A 16,955-nucleotide genomic window follows, 5' to 3' on the forward strand; every position below is an offset into this window, starting at 1 on the left:
TGCGGCATCGAGAATGAATATTCCTTCTGCGCAACTTTCCAAATGGCGAGGATCGCAGTCGTGACGTTCAAGACAATCCTTACAGTCGCTGGGCCAGAGAGCTCTTGCGAAGGAGATCTCAAGCTGGCGGCGGATCTTTGCGAACAAGCCGAAGCGCACCTATCGGTTCTTGTCATGACTTTGGCCGCTCCTCCGCCGATCGGTGAGTATGCCGCCGTCGTATCGGATAGCTGGCTACAGGAGCGGGAAGCAGACCTGAAGCATTTGAATGCCCGAAAGGCGGAAATATCGACGTTCGTGGCCGGCAGCGCCGTTTCGGGCAACGTCGTGAGCGAATATCCCGAGGCTGGGTGGGCCGAAGAGATGGTAGGGAGGCGGGCCCGCTATGCCGACCTGACGCTCGCCGGACCGGAATTGCTGAAAACCGAAACGCTGAAGGAAAAGGTCATCGAAGGCGCATTGTTCTGGTCCGGCAAGCCGCTCTTGCTTGTCCCTGAAGGCGCTCGGCCTACACTCGGACCCAAAAGGGTTCTGGTCGCCTGGGATACGAAGATCGAGGCGACACGGGCCGTTCGGGAAGCGCTGGAATTGCTTGCCGCAGCGGACGAGGTGCGACTGGCCATTGTCGATCCTGTCGAAGGCACGCGTTCCCATGGCGAGGAACCGGGAGCCGACGTGGCGACCTTCCTGGCGCGCCATGGCGCCAAGGTCATCGTCGACCGCCTTCCGAGCGAAACCCATTCCGTGGCGGATGTCCTTCGCCGACACGCAGTTGACACGGACGCGCAGATGCTGGTCATGGGGGCCTACGGTCACTCCCGACTGCGCGAGCGCATTTTCGGCGGCGTGACCCGCTCCATGCTGGAAAACTCTCCGATCCCGGTTTTCCTGGCGCGCTGACAAGCTACCCGGAAATGACTGCCGACACGCGGGGGGCGATGATCAGCAGGTCGCAGGCGTCTCCCGCCACGCCTAAATCGTCATGCACCGCACGGCTATTCCTTCGCCTCACGCCCGGAAATCTGTTCGATCGAGACACGGAAAAACATATGCGACATTTCGTTTGACATCGGCGGCAGAAGCGGCTTCAGCGCGCCCGGCTCCCACCAATCGTTGTACTTGCTCAATATCGACCAGGCACGGTCCCTGTCGCGCTTGTGGCCTATCTCATCGGGCAGTTCTTCATATCTGCCATCGACAATGACGCTCTTCCACTGCCGGTGTTTACCGTGCTCGTCGACAAGTACCGACACGCGCGGATTCGCCCGCATGAATTCGATCTTCTTGCCGATCATAGAGAACATGAAGAGGTGGTTCTCGGCATGCGCGTAATAGGCGGGCACGACATACGGTTGATTGTCTTTAGCGCAAGCGATCCTGCACAACCGGTTGCCATCGAGCAGCTTCGTGCATTCAAGGGTCGTCATGGTTCTGATCAACATGGGCGCCTCCTTTCTATCGCTTCTTTTTAACGTAGCCCGTGACAGAACTTCCTGTAGCCGCTTTCCGGCTTTCGTTCGTCGCGATGTCCCTGCCCGCCTGGCTGTGGTCCAATGCGACGAGGACGTCGTTGTCTTCGAGCTGTTCGAAATTGCGATAGTAGTAGCTAAGCGCCCGAAAATGCAGCGGCTGCGCCAGGCACACGACACGATCCGCCTCATGGCTGAGTTCGGCTACTGTCTCAGGCGGAGCAACGGGCAGGGCTACGACGATCGCCAGCGGCGAGCGCCTTTTGAGGGCGCGTATGGCCACCTTCATCGTGGTGCCGGTCGCCGCGCCATCGTCAATGAGCACTGCGGTTTTTCCGGTGATCGAAAGCGGCGACCGACTGCCCCGATAGAGGGTCCGGCGACGTTGCAGTTCCGGGCGCTCACGTTTCACCAGCGTAGCAAGGGCCGCGTCGTCGAGATTGTAGGTTTCCACGATTTCGCGGTTGAGGACGACATCCGGCGGATCGCCATCGACTATCGCCGCAACCGCAAGTTCAGGATTGCCCGGAGCGCCTACCTTGCGAACGATGATCAGGTCGAGAGGCGCTTTCAGCATTTTTGCGATCTCGGCAGCTACGGGTACGCCCCCACGCGGCAGGGCAAGGATAACAGGTGCGTGAAGCGATAGTCCGGCGAGTTCGTTCGCGAGCATTCGTCCTGCTTCTTGTCGATCAGAAAACATGGTTCAGTCCGCCGGCCAAAGCTGCCGGAGCGCCTTTCTCATGGAGTTGCGGACCTGATCGATCTCGCCCGCCGAGATGTGGCTATCAAGGAGATGAAAGACCGCTCCGATGGCACGATCGAAATCAACCTCCGCCTCGAAGCCGAATTCCCTTCTCACGGCTATGATAAAATCGCCCTTGCGACGGCTGTGGCCAAGGCCGTCGAGGGGACGCCAGCCTTCGAAGAAGACGCCACGGACCACGACAGGCAATTGCGCCGCCAGATCGCTCATTTCTTCCGGCGGCAACCAGTCCCTGAGCGTGTGCAAGACAGCCCTTAGCAGTCGATAGGCGCGCGGGACGTCCCAGTTCAACTCGCTGGCGACTTCATTGACCCAGTGTTGCGCCTGTTGCGCTGCCTGCGAAAAATTCAGGATCGTCGTTCTGGTCACGGCTGCGGCTCCTCCGTGGGATCGATTTGCCGCTCGTCCGGTCGTTCCAACCGAGGTAGCGGCAGGTAGATAAAGAAGGGCAACTTTACCGAGCCGTCGCGTTGATCCTGATCAAAGGCCCGGATTTTCTCATGTCGACTCATGATGAGCCACATAATCAAGCGGTCTCGACCGAAACCGGCCGCCCGGCAGCAGGTCGAAGTCCACCCTGAAGTTGCCGGAAATGTTGAAGCGCCTCGCCTCCTGGGATTGCCTGCTAGCTTACCTCCGGGTCGATATCCTTCCACGCACGCCAATGCGTCGGGGATACGTCAAGTCTTTCGCGCGTCCTTGAGGCAATCCATCCGGTTAGAATACGTCGACAGGGAAACACCAGCGCATGGGTGCCTTCCCGGTCCCGAACCGCCAACTCGAGATCGCGACTAAAAGGAGCGGTCGCTACTGGATACCACATGCATTTACCAGAGGGTTCCCGGATGTCCGGTAGAGCCTATCTGCGCCTGCTGATGCAGAGTGGTCATGCAGCCATGTCCTGAAGTGTCCGCAACTTGACGATTTCCACGCACCTCAGACTTGGCAGCCGGATGATTCCCTTGCTTTTGAGTTTGGAAAAGACCCGCGAGACGGTTTCAATTGTAAGGCCGAGATAATCCGCAATATCCAACCGTGACATCGGAAACTCGACCTGACGCAGTCCGCCTTGACGCTCCGACATCTCAAGAAAGAATGCGGCGACGCGTTCTACGGCATTCTGGCGGCCAAGCACCAGAAGCTGCTCCTGAGCCCGCACCAGGCTTTGAAGCGCCATCGGCAGAAGTTCGGCTACGACATGGGAGGCCGAAGGACGCAGGACGCGAATGCCGGTGCCGCAGATTGCCTCGGCGAAGAAGTGATGGCTCTTGTCGGCTTCGAACCCGAACATCTCGCCGGCCAGGTGAAATGCCGATATCTGACGTCGGCCGTCCGACAAGAGACGGTAGATGCGGACGGCGCCGAACTCCACCTGGTAAAGGTTCCCGCACTTCTCGCCCTGGGCGTAAATTTCCGAGCCCGCCGGGAAGAATGTGGCGGGCTGACCGCTTGCCAACGGCGTGTTGGGTGTTTGGTGCTTGAGCAGGATGCCGCCAAGCTGATTGGAATAGTGCGATTGCTCGAAGCTCGTCATGGGTCTTTCCTCGATACCGATCGCGCAACAATCCACCCAATTTCGATCGATCGAAATTCGGTTGTATCCGTACGGGTTTCTACGTACCGGGATCAAATTTTGCCGCTGATCGCGTCGTGAACGGCCTCAAGGAGTGGTTCACCGAGAAACGGTTTTGCCAGACATCTCGCGTAAGGCATATCCCGTGGCGGACAATATTGGTCCATAAGTAGGATAACGGGATGTCTGAAGCTCCTGAAAAGGTCCTCCGCGTACTGCCAGTCAGAGATGGCTTCGTCGTCGACGACCGCACAAGCCACATGACGAGCTTGCAACGACCCGAAAGCTGGATCGAGGGCATCGTAAGACAACACACCAACGCCGCCACTTTCAAGAACGAAAGTAAGCGAGTGCATGAAAGAAACGTCTGGTGTCACGACGATTATCTGATCCATCCTCCCGCACCCACCGATGCCCCCTCTGCAGATCATGCGTACTGGACCACGTCGCCTGTGATCGGCGCATTGCGATGGATCAAACGGATGTTGTCCCGGGACCATCGACAGTCAGATTTGGGCTTCCGACAGCCTATGAGAACAGGTCCATAGCCAGGCTCATGCGAACCAGTTCGGGCAGATTCCTCGCTTGCATCTTTGACATGATGTTGGCGCGATGAACCTCAACGGTGCGAGGGCTGATTCCCAGGTCGAAGCCGATGGTCTTGTTGGGCAGGCCCGCCACGACAGCAGACAACACCTGGCGCTCGCGCTCCGAAAGGCTGTCGAGCCTCGCACGGAGCGTTGCCGCGTCTTCCATGGGGGCCGGGGTTCCTTCCAACTGGCTTGCGGCTCGCTTGATCGCTTCGAGCAAAACCTCATCCTCGAATGGCTTCTCGATGAAGTCGACGGCGCCCGCCTTCATCGCCGCAACCGCCATCGGAACGTCCCCATGGCCCGTGATGACCACCGCGGGAATCGAGGTGCCTGTTTCTTTTAGCTTCTCCAGCAATTCCACACCGCTCATGTCCGGCATTCTCAAATCGGTGATGAGGCACGCCTTGCCAATGCCCTTTGCCGCGGTAAGGAAGTTGCTTGCGGAATCGTGGACTCGAACCGTAAAGCCCGTCATGGTCAGGAGAAAAGCAAGCGATTTGCGGACGGACTCTTCGTCGTCGACGATGTGAACCACGTAGTTGTCAATCAGCATCCGACACTTCCCTTTCCGCCAAGGGGAGCGTGAACCTGAACGTTGCCCCGCCACTGTCGTTTCGACTAGCCGAAATCTCGCCTCCATGCGCTTCGACGATTCGTCTGGAGATGGAAAGCCCGATCCCCATGCCGCTCGCCTTGCTGGTGACGAAAGGTTGGAAAAGGCGCGTAGCCACCTCCTCGGAAATACCCGGACCCGTGTCCGCCACCTCCACCACGACATGCCCCCCTTCGATAGCCGTGCGCACGACCAGTTCGCGTTTCTCGCTTTCGCGCATGGCTTCCATCGCATTGCGCATGAGATTGATCAGCACCTGCTGGATCTGAACACGGTCGACCATGACATCCGCTCCTTTCGGCGCAAAATCGAAGAGCGAGCGGACTCCCTGCTCGCGCGAACCAACCAGGGCAAGAGCGCCGGCCTCTTCGATAAGCTTGCGCATTGTCTCGCGCGTGACATCCGTTTCACCACGCGTGACGAATTCCCTCAGATGCCGGATTATCCCGCCCGCGCGCAGCGACTGCTTCGCCGTCTCCTCGAGAGCGCCCCGGATGCGGTCAGCAGCGGCGTCATCCAGACTGCTAAGGAAACGGACACAGCCTTGCGCGTAGTTTGCAATGGCGGCCAGCGGTTGGTTCAATTCGTGCGCCAGCGTCGAAGCCATTTCGCCAAGCTCGTTAAGACGAGCGAGCCTTGCAAGCTCACTCTGTACCTCCTGCAGCCGGGCGGCGGATTCCTCGCGCTCGGTAAGATCCCGGATGAATCCGGTGAAGAACCGCCCGCTTGAAGATCGCATTTCGCCGACTGCCAGTTTCATGGGAAAGGTGGAGCCATCCTTCCTGCGACCGACCACGACGCGGTCAATGCCTATGATGCGCTTCTCGCCGGTTCCGATGTAGCGCTGGATGTAGCCATCATGCTCGCTGCCATAAGGCTCGGGCATGAGGATCTTCACGTTGCTGCCTCGCACCTCGGCCTCCGTATAGCCGAATTGGCGAACAGCTGCCGCGCTGAAGGACGTGATACGTCCCTGTTCGTCGATCACCACGGTCGCGTCAGGCACCGTATCGAGGATCGATCGCAAGTGATTCTGCTGGGCCCTGAGCGTTTCTTCCGTCTTGTCGAGAGCTCGACGTGCATGATGGAGCATTTCGCCCATCCAGGCGATTACGAGCCCAACCATTGCAAAGACTGAGCTTTGCACCCATGACGAGGCATCGGCACCCGCAAGGTAAAGCGCGCCCAGAAGGGACAGGACAAGGGCAAAAAGCCCTGGACCGATACCACTCGCAATAGCCGCAAGTAGAATTGCAGGAACAAAGAAAATGAAGGTTATGGCACTGCCCAGGACGCTCTGCAGAGCCAAACGGACAACAAACATTGCAGCCACGGCACACGCGGCGAGCAAATAGCCGACATTACCTTCGAAACGGGAGGAGAAGACCGCCTGCAGGAAACGGCCTTGCAGCCCTGGAATGTCTCTCGCCGGCACCGGACGCTCCTCGCCACATCGTCTCGAAAGAAGGCTATCATAAGGTCTTGGCTCGACGGAACGGTGCCGCCCCTGAGATGGGTGAACCCAACCAAGAATATATGCGCGCACTTAGGAGAGGAAGGGAGGAAACTGACCCATGTTTGATGCGGGAATTGATGAACGGCTAGTGCACGTTCGATGCCGACTCAGATTTCGCTTGCCTATTGTGGCTTTGGAGAGGTGGCGTGATCTAGCGCTACTGCTCCACACCAGGCTGGTGCGCTCATTGAACGTGCACACGGGCCAATGGAAAGGCAGGACACGATATCACCGGCGCGGTTCCAGGAGCACGCCGGTGATCGCGTAAACGGTCAAGCCGCCTTGACGGCAATCGTCTTCTCGGCCTTTTTCGCCTCGGCAGTCTTGGGCAGTTTTACGCTTAGCACGCCGTTGGCGAAACGAGCCTCGATCTTGTCGGCGTCGACGCCCTCGGGAAGCTGAAAGCTGCGCTGGAAAGACCCGTAGCGGCGCTCGGACAGATAGTAGTCCTTGCGCTTGTCTTCATTTTCCTCGCTCTTCTCGCCCTGGATCGTCAGGGTATGGTTGGAAAGCTTGATTTCGACGTTCTTCTCGTCCAAGCCCGGCAGTTCCGCCGTGATCTCGTAAACGTCGTCCTTCTCGACGAGATCCATTGCCGGCGTGACCTGCCATTCGGCGGCGGAGATGCGCGGCACTTCGAAGCCCAGAACCCTCGACGGCAGGCGCCAGTCGAACGGTTGGAAATCATCGAGCAGCCGGTCGATCTCCCGGCGCAGGCTCTCGAACGGCGCCCTATCCTCGGACCTCGCGGGCGCGGTGGATTTCTTGACTGGCAGTTTGGTGGCAGCCTCGGCCATGGGGACTCTCCTTTAGAGTTGACGGATCGTTCAGATGCCGCCGCCGCCGCTCTTCCACCTTTGGGTCTCCCTGGAGACGCTAGGGCCGGAGGACGGCGGATCCGCTTGCGGGATGTCATCACCGATCGGTCCATCGCTCGGTCGATGGCGTTTGCTAACGCCTTGTTCGCCTCGCTTCGCCCGATCCAACTCGATCCAGCAAGGATTTCAGCAAACGGCCTTTTCCAGCTTCCCTCCTTGACGCGGATCAAAACTCCAAGAGCCATGCATTCTTTCGGCGTACGTGTCGTGCTCAACGCAAGAGGTAGTGAACAGTCGAAAACGCCCTTGAACCTTCTCAAGGTGCGCCTTCGACACATCTTCGTCACCGTCCGCCGCCGCCGATTGACGCCGATCAAGGTAGCCGTACCTGGCTCTGGTTTTGATGGCGCAGATCGCAAGCAGCGGAGTTGCGCCATGGGCGATGTTGCCATAAACCCTCGACAGATCGATCCATCAGCCGTGCATGGTTGGCCTGGCCGTGAGATCGCTCTCCCGCTCCGACACAGCAGTGCTGACGGCGTCTTTCCCGGCACCAGGCAGCCCAGCCGGCCGCTAGGCAACCGCGACTGGGCACGGCGATGACGATAGATCGGCGCATCTGGCTCACGGTTGGCGTGTTGGCAGCGCTCGCCGCCGTTGGATATTATGTTTGGCAGCAATCCCACAACGGCGTGCTGCCGGAAGGCCTGGCGAGCGGCAACGGCCGCATCGAGGCGGTCGAGATCGACATTTCGGCTAAATCGCCGGGACGTATCAAGGAGATCCTTGTCGGCGAAGGCGATTTCGTGAAGACGGGCGATGTGCTTGCCCGGATGGACACAACACAGCTCGCAGCCCAGCGCCGGCAAGCGGAGGCGCAGCTTCAGCGCGCCCAGATCGGCGTCGATACAACCAACACGCTGATCCTACAGCGGGAGGCCGAAAGGACCGCGGCGGCAGCCGTTGTCACACAGCGCCAAGCCGAGCTCGACGCCGCCGAGCGCACATTGGAGCGCTCGGAGCAACTGGCGGCCACCAACACGATCTCGCAGCAGGTGCTCGACAACGATCGCGCAGCAGAGCGTAGCTCGGCGGCGGCAGTAGCGGCGGCCGAAGCCCAGCTTGCTGCCAGCGCGGCGGCCATCAATGCCGCCAAAGCGCAGGTAGTGGATGCGAAAGCGGCGGTGGATTCGGCACAGGCGGCGATCGAGAGCATCGTTGCCGAAATAGACGACGCGACGCTGCGTTCGCCACGCGACGGACGCGTGCAGTACCGGGTGGCCGAGCCAGGCGAAGTGCTGGGCAGCGGTGGCAGGGTGCTGAACCTTGTCGATCTGGGCGACGTCTACATGACTTTCTTCCTGCCGACCGCGCAGGCTGGGCGCGTGGCGATCGGCGCCGAAATCCGGCTCGTCCTCGACGCCGCGCCCCAATACGTCATCCCTGCGAAAGCGACGTTCGTCGCCGATGTCGCACAGTTCACACCGAAGACAGTCGAGACCGAGGAGGAGCGCCAGAAACTGATGTTCCGCATAAAGGCGCAAATTTCTCCCGAACTGCTGCGAAAATATATCCAACAGGTGAAGACCGGCCTACCCGGCGTCGCCTATGTCCGGATTGATCCCAATGTCGAATGGCCTGCCACCCTGCAGAAAACGTTGCTGCAATGAACCATGGCGCAGCGACTGCGGACATAGTGGCACGACTGCAAGGCGTCGGCCTTTCCTATGGAAAGACGCGCGCTCTCGACGCGGTCACCCTCGACCTTCCGTCCGGCTGCATGGTGGGGCTGATCGGCCCCGACGGTGTCGGCAAATCGAGTCTGCTTGCGCTGATCGCAGGCGCCCGGACCATCCAGACCGGCCATGTCGAAGTCCTCGGCGGCGACATGGCGAACGCCGCACATCGGCGCAGCGCCTACCCGCGCATCGCCTACATGCCCCAGGGACTGGGGCGCAACCTCTATCCGACGCTTTCCGTGTTCGACAATGTCGATTTCTTCGGCCGCCTCTTCGGACACGAAAAAGGTGAACGCGAGCATCGCATCAGGGACCTCCTGGAAAGCACGGGGCTCGCCCTGTTCGCCAGCCGCCCGGTCGCCAACCTTTCGGGAGGCATGAAACAGAAACTCGGTCTTTGCTGCGCGCTCATCCATGATCCGGACCTACTGATACTCGACGAGCCGACCACCGGCATCGATCCACTTTCGCGCCGGCAGTTCTGGCAATTGATCGAGCGGATACGGAGCAGCCGCGAAGGCATGAGCGTCATAGTGGCCACGGCTTACATGGAGGAGGCTGCCCGGTTCGACTGGCTCATCGCCATGGATGGCGGGCGCGTGCTCGCTTCCGGTACGCCGGACGAGTTTCTGGAGCGCACGGGAACCAGCGAACTCGACGCGGCCTTCATCGCCCTGCTCCCGGCCGCTAAACGTGAAGGCTACCGCGAGGTCGTCATTCCACCACGGCCGGCGGACACCGACGACGAAGCGGCGATCGAGGCCGATCACCTGACCAAGCGGTTTGGCGATTTCATCGCCGTCGACGACGCCAGTTTCCGTATCCATCGCGGCGAGATTTTCGGCTTCATCGGATCGAACGGCTGCGGCAAGACGACCACCATGAAGATGCTGACCGGCCTTCTGGACGCCAGCGACGGCCGGGCCATGCTTCTTGGGCGCGAAGTCGATCCGCGGAACGTCGAAGTCAGGCGCCGCGTCGGCTACATGTCGCAGGGATTCTCGCTCTATTCGGAACTGACGGTGCGCCAGAACCTCGAACTCCACGCTCGCCTGTTCGGCCTTCCCGCCGGCGGCATCGACGGGAGGGTCAACGAGGTTGCGCGACAATTCGAACTGACGGGAATTCTGGACGCGTGGCCGGAGGCGCTGCCGCTCGGCAACCGCCAGCGCCTGTCGCTGGCAGTCGCCATGATCCACGCGCCGGATGTCCTCATCCTCGACGAACCGACGTCCGGCGTCGATCCCGTTGCCCGCGACGGGTTCTGGACGATCCTCGTCGATCTGTCACGGTGCCTGAACGTGACCGTCTTCGTCTCCACCCACTTCATGAACGAGGCGGAACGCTGCGACCGGATTGCGCTAATGCACGCAGGCAAGGTCCTCGTGTGCGACACGCCGGCCGCCATCGTTGGCAGCCGCGGCACGCCGACGCTGGAGGCGGCCTTCGTCGATTATCTGGAAGATGCGGCGAACGGCGAGCAAGTCGCCGACATGGCCGAACCACTCCCGAAAGTCGCCCGCCCATCCGCAGGCGACGCCCGCCGCCTTTTCGATTTCCGTCGCATGTACGCCTACACGCGGAGGGAGACGCTTGAACTGCTGCGCGATCCGATCCGCGCGACGCTCGCCACCGTGGGCAGCCTCATCCTAATGTTCGTGATCGGCTACGGCATCAACATGGATGTCGAGAACCTTACCTTCGCCATCCTCGACCATGACGACACGGCCATCAGCCGCGACTACGCTCTGCAGCTGTCGGGCTCCCGCTTCTTCACCGAGAAACCGCCGTTCGCTGGATACGCCGACATGGACAGGCGCATGGAAAGCGGCGAGATCGCGCTGGCGCTGGAAATCCCACCGGGCTTCGCGCGCGACCTTTCGCGCGGCCGCCAGATTTCGGTCGGTGCCTGGATCGACGGCGCGATGCCGGCGCGGGCCGAGACGGTGCGCGGCTATGTCGAGGGCATGCACGCGAACTGGCTCATGCAGAAGGCCCGCGAGCCCTACGGTGATGTCGCCGCGCAAGGCGCCTTCCAGCTCGAGGTCCGCTACCGCTACAACCCGGATGTGCGCAGCCTGGACGCGATGGCGCCGGCGGTGATCCCGATGCTGCTCCTGATGATCCCGTCCATGCTCGCCGTGCTGAGCGTCGTGCGAGAGAAGGAACTCGGCTCGATCGTCAATTTCTACGTCACGCCGGTGACCCGCATGGAATTCCTGCTCGGCAAGCAGATCCCTTATGTAGGGATCGCCATGTTGAACTTTCTGTTGCTGACGGCCTTTGCGGTCTTTGTATTCCGCGTGCCGCTGACGGGCAGCTTGGCAACTCTGACAGCGGCCGCCTTCCTCTACGTCGTAGTCGCAACGGCGATGGGCCTATTCCTCTCCACCTTCATGCGCAGCCAGATCGCCGCGATCTTCGGCACCGTGCTGATCACCATGATCCCTGCCGCGCAATATTCGGGAATGATCGATCCCGTGTCGTCGCTGCAAGGCGTCGGCGCCTTCATCGGGCAGGTCTATCCGGCAACCTACTTCATGACTATCTCGCGCGGCGTCTTCTCCAAGGGGCTCGGCTTCGGTGACCTGTCGGGCGCACTCGTCCCGCTGCTCATCGCGATCCCCGTTTTCATCGGCCTCAGTGCCGCTTTCCTCAGGAAGCAGGAACGCTGATGCGGCTCGCCAACGTCTTCCATCTGGGCGTGAAGGAACTGCGGGGGCTCGGCCGTAACACCATGTTGCTGGTGCTGGTCGTGTATGCCTTTTCAGTGGCGATCTATGTCGGCTCGCAGGCCATGCCCGAAACCCTTAACCGGGCGCCGATCGCCATCGTGGACGAGGATCAGTCGGCCGTATCCTCACGCATCACCAGCGCGTTCTATCTTCCCTATTTCATGCCGCCCCGGCTTATTGCACAGTCTGAGATGGATCTCAGGATGGACGCCGGCCTCGATACCTTCGCCCTCGACATTCCACCGAACTTCCAGCGCGACCTTTTGGCAGGACGCTCGCCCACCATCCAGCTCAACATAGACGCCACGCGCATGTCGCAGGCGTTCACCGGCGGCGGCTATGTCCAGTCCATCGTCACAGGCGAGGTCGAGGAATTTCTCTCCCGCCACAGGACAGAGAGGCGCTTGCCGGTGGAAATCGACCTGCGCGCACGGTTCAACCCGGAGCTGAACAAAGGATGGTTCGGCGCCATCAACGAGATGATCGAGGCCATCACGATGCTTTCCGTCATTCTCACGGGTGCCGCGCTGATCCGAGAGCGCGAGCACGGCACCATCGAACACCTGCTGGGCATGCCGGTCACCGCCTTCGAGATCATGGTCGGCAAGATCTGGTCCATGGGAGCCGTCGTTCTGGTGGCAACGGCGTTCTGTCTTTTCGTTGTCGTGGAAAACCTGCTCGCTGTCCCGATAGAAGGGTCGCGGCTTCTGTTCATGGCCGGGGCGGGGCTCGACATAGTGGCCATGACCTGTCTTGGGCTGTTTCTGGCGACCGTCGCCGGATCGATGCCTCAGTTCGCCTTGCTGGTGATGATGGTGCTGATGCCGCTTCAGTTGCTGTCGGGTGGCGTCACGCCGCGCGAGAACATGCCCGAGATCATCCAGATCATCATGTATGCGGCGCCCAACACGCATTTCGTGATCCTGGCCCAAGCCGTACTGTTTCGCGGCGCAGGCTTGGCCGTGGTCTGGCCGCAGCTTCTCGCGCTGGCAGCCATTGGCACCACTTTGTTCGCATTTTCACTGCACCGTTTTCGCCAATTCCTGCGATAAACGATCGATGGCATGGCCGCAGAAACACATTGTCCCGACGAGCGGCAAGCCGAAGCGCTTCTTTTGATTCCGCGCAAAGCGTGTTCCGTGAACGCGGACGATGATGCATCGCATACATGAGTCTGCTGGATGGAGCATGCAGGCCCCTGCCCGCTTGCAGAATGATAGCAAAGCCCGCACGGCATTTCAGGAGGCGTCTTTGAGCCAGTTCGACCAGACTGACGCGGTCGCCTTCTTGTCCGACCCGGCGGCACTTGGGATCATCACGCCCGTCGAGACCATCGAGACGCACATCTCCCGGATCTTTCTGGCGAGCGACCGCGCCTTCAAGATGAAGCGGGCAGTCAAGCTGCCATATGTAGACTTCTCGACACCCGAACTTCGTTTCGCCGCGTGCTGCAAGGAAGTCGAGCTTAATTCCATGACTGCCCCTGGCCTCTATCTGGGCGTCAGGCGCATCACGCGCGAGACCGGCGGCAAGCTCGCATTCGGTGGCGAGGGAGAACTCGTCGAGGCTGTCGTGGAGATGCAGCGTTTCAGGCAGTCCGCCCTTTTGGACCGCATGGCGGAAGCCGGTGCGCTCACGCCCGACCTGATGACACAGACGGCACTCATGATCGCACATTTCCATCGTCAGGCGCCGGTAGTCCATACCGGAGACGGTACTGCGAGCCTTGCAGGCGTGCTGGACATCAACAGGGCCGGCTTCGCCACCAGCCATGTATTCAGTGAGATGGAAGTCGAAGCGCTCGATGCGGCGTTCCGGACAGCGCTGTCGCGTCATGGCGAAGTGTTGAACCAGCGTGAGTTGGCCGGCAAAGTACGGCGCTGCCACGGCGACCTGCATTTGCGGAACATCTGCCTACTAGATGACAAGCCCTCCCTATTCGACTGCATCGAATTCAATGACAGCATCGCAACGGTCGACGTGCTTTACGATCTGGCGTTCCTGCTGATGGATCTGTGGCGCCGTGATTTCCAGGAATTGGCGAATCTCGTGGCGAACCGTTATCTCGACGAGACCGACAACGAGGACGGCTTCGCGCTCTTGCCCTTCATGATGGCCGTCAGGGCGGCAGTCCGCGCGCATGTTACCGGCACCCAGGTGGAAGAGGACGGCGACCCTTCCGGCAATTTGCGGGGGGAGGCTCGCGCCTATTTCGACCTCGCGACGAACCTTCTGAAGGAGTGCCCTGCCCGGCTCATCGCCATCAGTGGACTGAGTGGTTCAGGGAAGACGACTATAGCAGAGGCGCTCGCTGCCCATGTAGGGGCGCCGCCTGGTGCGCGTATCGTGGAGAGCGATCGCATCCGCAAGGCGTTGCACGGCGTGCCGCCGGGAACACGCTTGCCCGAAAAAGCCTATCGGCCGGGAATCTCCGAGCGGGTCTATCGGGATATGGCGTGGCGCTCGAGCCTTGTCCTTGCCGAGGGCGGATCGGTGGTTGCGGACGCGGTATTCGAGCGACAGAAGGATCGTATGCGCATCGAACGAGCAGCCGGGGACCGGCACGCGCCTTTTCTCGGCATCTGGCTGGACGTCGCTCCCGATGTGTTGTGGCGGCGTGTCGACCAGCGACACGGCGGCCCGTCCGACGCGGCCGTCGAGGTCCTGTCGCGTCAATTGGAAAGAGACCCAGGAGAGATCACATGGCAACGCCTCGACGCCACGCGACAGCCGGCCGTGATCGTCGCCGATATCCTGGCCCTGCCGATCATTTGAAGTTCCAGCGCAGCCGCGGTCTGACGCAGATTTCGGATAATGTCGTCTTTCTGAATGCCGGGTCGGCAGGGCCGCGCTAGAGCAACGAAGCTTGGAAAGCGGCCTGCGCCGCTTCAAAGAGGAAGAGCCGTCATGAGCGATAAGATGATCGTCTGCAGCCATTGCGACAGCATCAACCGCTTGTCCGAGGCGCGTTCGGCATTGGAGGCGAAAGGCGGAAGATGCGGCCGCAAGCTGTTTGCCGCATCTCCTCAGGACGTGAGCGGCACAACATTCGAGCGCCATATGGCGCGAACGACCATACCTTTGCTGGTGGATGTGTGGGCTCCCTGGTGCGGTCCGTGCCGCGTCATGGCACCGGCCTATGGGGCAGCCGCAAGAGAGCTGGAACCGGCTGTGGTCCTGATCAAGCTCGACTCCGACAGGGAGCGGGCTATCTCGGCGCAACTCGGCATCCGAGGCATTCCGACGATGATACTCTTCCACGGCGGCAAGGAGATTGCGCGGACGTCCGGAGCGATGTCCTCTGCGCAAATAGTTCGCTGGGTTCGCGAACGGCTGCCCGCTGCGCCAGTCTAGGACCGGTTGACGCTCATGGGACGCGCTTCGTCCCCTCTGTAGGGGCATTTCGACAAAACGCCTTGTGCATCGCCTCCACCACGGTCAGCACCTCCGGGCGCGCGATGCGGTAATGAACCGTCGTTCCTTCCCGTCGCGATTCCACCAGGCCGTCGGCCCTGAGCCGCATAAGCTGCTGCGACATCGGCACCTGTTCGATGTCCAGTTCTTGCCGGAGTTGTGCGACGGACTTCTCCTCGGCGCCGAGCGCACACAGGACCAGCAGGCGTTGCGGATGCGACAGGCTGCGCAGCAGTTCGGCAGCCTTGCCGGAAGCGGGGATCATTTCTTGAACATTCATATTCTTGAATTTATAACCTTTGAATGTTAAATGCAACTTGTTCGATGCGACTTGCGCCAGATCAAGGCAGGGTCGCGCGACGCAGCGATAGTAGGGCAAATTCTCAGCGAGGTATCGGTCCATGGCACAAATCGTCGTTCTCGGCGCCGGCCTCGGCGGCACCATCATGGCTTTCGAGATGAAGGAAAAGATGCGGCCCGAAGATAGCCTGACGGTCGTCAACCAGGGCAGCACCTATTCCTTCGTGCCGTCCAATCCCTGGGTTGCGGTCGGTTGGCGCGAGCGCAAGGACATCACGATCGATCTTGCGGGGGTATTCTCCCGGCGCGGCATCGGCTTCAGGCCCGAAGGCGCGCGCCGCGTTCATCCGACCGAGAACCGCATCGAACTCAACGACGGCTCCCTCCTCGACTACGACTACCTGATCGTCGCCACCGGACCGGAACTGGCCTTCGACGAAGTGCCGGGCCTGGGGCCTGCCGGCCATACGCAGTCCATCTGCCAGACCGACCATGCCGCCGAGGCCAGGACCGCGTTCGAGGCGCTGCTGGAGGCGCCGGGACCGATAGTGGTGGGAGCCGTTCAAGGCGCTTCCTGCTTCGGCCCGGCCTACGAATTCGCCTTCATCCTCGACACGGCATTGCGCAACGCAAAAAAGCGCGACCGGGTGCCGATGACCTTCGTGACGCCGGAGCCCTATATCGGCCATCTCGGACTGGATGGGGTGGGTGACACCAAGAGCCTGCTCGAGAGTGCCATGCGCGAGCGCCATATCAAGTGGATCACCAACGCCAGGGTCACTTCCGTGGACAAGACCATGATACATGTCGAGGAAGTCGATGAGAACGGCAAGGTGAAGACCGTTCACGACCTGCCCTTTACGTTCTCCATGATGCTGCCTGCCTTTCGCGGCGTGGCGGCCGTCCACGGCATCGAAGGCCTGACCAACCCGCGCGGCTTCGTCACCATCGACAAGCACCAGCGCAACGTGGCCTTCCCGAACGTGTTCGCCATCGGCGTGGGCGTGGCCATCCCGCCGGTTGGCAAGACCCCGCTGCCCGTCGGCGTTCCCAAGACCGGTTTCATGATCGAATCGATGGTGACCGCGACGGCAGCCAACGTCGCCGCCCTGCTGCGAGGAGAGACGCCGCGCGCCGTCGCCACCTGGAACGCAGTGTGCCTGGCCGATTTCGGCGACGAGGGCATCGCTTTCGTGGCGCAGCCGCAGATTCCGCCGCGCAACGTCAACTGGTCCTCGCAGGGCAAGTGGGTGCACGCAGCCAAGGTCGGCTTCGAGAAATACTTCCTGCACAAAGTGCGCACCGGCAAGAGCGAGACCTTCTACGAGAACCTGACGCTGGACCTGCTCGGCATAAGGAAGCTCAAGGACATTCATCTGGAGCCGACGCAATGAGTCGCCGGCCGCAAGCAAGGAGAGA

At 60.9% G+C, this 16,955-nt stretch carries 16 protein-coding genes; 7 read left to right on the plus strand and 9 right to left on the minus strand.

All coding sequences use genetic code 11. The features are described 5' to 3' along the window. Nucleotides 1-60: 60 nt before the first annotated feature. Entirely contained in the window at nt 61-900 is an 840-nt protein-coding gene (locus ASD50_RS13610; RefSeq protein ID WP_056242556.1) for a universal stress protein, read from the plus strand. A 95-nt stretch (nt 901-995) separates the two neighbouring features. Here ASD50_RS13610 and ASD50_RS13615 read toward each other — a convergent pair whose 3' ends face one another. The 8 genes from ASD50_RS13615 to ASD50_RS13650 form a co-directional block, all read right to left on the minus strand. Continuing rightward, nucleotides 996-1,442: a pyridoxamine 5'-phosphate oxidase family protein gene (locus ASD50_RS13615; protein ID WP_056242181.1), complete on the minus strand. Its 447-nt coding sequence runs from the start codon at nt 1,440-1,442 to the stop codon at nt 996-998. A 13-nt stretch (nt 1,443-1,455) separates the two neighbouring features. Beyond that, a complete protein-coding gene (locus ASD50_RS13620; protein WP_320410616.1) occupies nt 1,456-2,142 on the minus strand; it encodes a phosphoribosyltransferase in 687 nt (228 codons plus the stop codon). Nucleotides 2,143-2,175: 33 nt separating this feature from the next. Beyond that, nucleotides 2,176-2,604 carry a DUF2267 domain-containing protein gene (locus ASD50_RS13625; protein WP_056242189.1) on the minus strand — a complete coding sequence of 143 codons (429 nt, stop codon included), beginning with the start codon at nt 2,602-2,604 and terminating at the stop codon, nt 2,176-2,178. A 517-nt stretch (nt 2,605-3,121) separates the two neighbouring features. Then, on the minus strand, nt 3,122-3,769 hold the full coding sequence (locus tag ASD50_RS13630; protein WP_082549655.1) for a helix-turn-helix domain-containing protein: 648 nt from the start codon (nt 3,767-3,769) through the stop codon (nt 3,122-3,124). 92 nt (nt 3,770-3,861) lie between these two features. Then, nucleotides 3,862-4,203, minus strand: coding sequence for a hypothetical protein (locus ASD50_RS13635; protein ID WP_156465095.1), 342 nt, complete (start codon nt 4,201-4,203; stop codon nt 3,862-3,864). 133 nt (nt 4,204-4,336) lie between these two features. Then, nucleotides 4,337-4,948, minus strand: coding sequence for a response regulator FixJ (fixJ, locus tag ASD50_RS13640; RefSeq protein WP_056242559.1), 612 nt, complete (start codon nt 4,946-4,948; stop codon nt 4,337-4,339). Continuing rightward, a complete protein-coding gene (locus tag ASD50_RS13645; protein WP_056242195.1) occupies nt 4,944-6,449 on the minus strand; it encodes a PAS domain S-box protein in 1,506 nt (501 codons plus the stop codon). Before ASD50_RS13645 ends, fixJ begins: the two co-directional genes overlap by 5 nt. A 353-nt stretch (nt 6,450-6,802) precedes the next feature. Next, nucleotides 6,803-7,327 (minus strand): Hsp20/alpha crystallin family protein, encoded by a 525-nt coding sequence (locus ASD50_RS13650; protein WP_056242199.1) that lies wholly within the window; start codon nt 7,325-7,327, stop codon nt 6,803-6,805. Nucleotides 7,328-7,947: 620 nt separating this feature from the next. Here ASD50_RS13650 and ASD50_RS13655 point away from each other — a divergent pair. From ASD50_RS13655 to ASD50_RS13675, 5 genes are all read left to right on the plus strand, one after another. Next, nucleotides 7,948-9,018, plus strand: coding sequence for an HlyD family secretion protein (locus ASD50_RS13655; RefSeq protein WP_056242201.1), 1,071 nt, complete (start codon nt 7,948-7,950; stop codon nt 9,016-9,018). Next, nucleotides 9,015-11,762, plus strand: coding sequence for a ribosome-associated ATPase/putative transporter RbbA (gene rbbA, locus ASD50_RS13660; protein ID WP_056242203.1), 2,748 nt, complete (start codon nt 9,015-9,017; stop codon nt 11,760-11,762). The genes ASD50_RS13655 and rbbA overlap by 4 nt, the downstream gene beginning before the upstream one ends. Further along, complete coding sequence (locus ASD50_RS13665; protein ID WP_056242207.1) at nt 11,762-12,874, plus strand: ABC transporter permease; 1,113 nt, start codon at nt 11,762-11,764, stop codon at nt 12,872-12,874. The genes rbbA and ASD50_RS13665 overlap by 1 nt, the downstream gene beginning before the upstream one ends. Nucleotides 12,875-13,073: 199 nt before the next feature. Next, nucleotides 13,074-14,597, plus strand: coding sequence for an AAA family ATPase (locus tag ASD50_RS13670; RefSeq protein ID WP_056242209.1), 1,524 nt, complete (start codon nt 13,074-13,076; stop codon nt 14,595-14,597). Between the two features lie 132 nt (nt 14,598-14,729). After that, entirely contained in the window at nt 14,730-15,176 is a 447-nt protein-coding gene (locus ASD50_RS13675; protein ID WP_056242214.1) for a thioredoxin domain-containing protein, read from the plus strand. A 13-nt stretch (nt 15,177-15,189) separates the two neighbouring features. On the opposite strand, the gene ASD50_RS13680 is transcribed toward ASD50_RS13675, so the two are convergent. Next, nucleotides 15,190-15,639: an ArsR/SmtB family transcription factor gene (locus ASD50_RS13680; protein ID WP_244484526.1), complete on the minus strand. Its 450-nt coding sequence runs from the start codon at nt 15,637-15,639 to the stop codon at nt 15,190-15,192. Here ASD50_RS13680 and ASD50_RS13685 point away from each other — a divergent pair. Next, on the plus strand, nt 15,638-16,930 hold the full coding sequence (locus tag ASD50_RS13685) for an NAD(P)/FAD-dependent oxidoreductase (protein ID WP_056242219.1): 1,293 nt from the start codon (nt 15,638-15,640) through the stop codon (nt 16,928-16,930). The genes ASD50_RS13680 and ASD50_RS13685 overlap by 2 nt on opposite strands. The last annotated feature ends 25 nt before the right edge of the window (nt 16,931-16,955 follow it).

The sequence above is a fragment of the Mesorhizobium sp. Root552 genome, assembly GCF_001427285.1.
GTDB lineage: Bacteria > Pseudomonadota > Alphaproteobacteria > Rhizobiales > Rhizobiaceae > Mesorhizobium.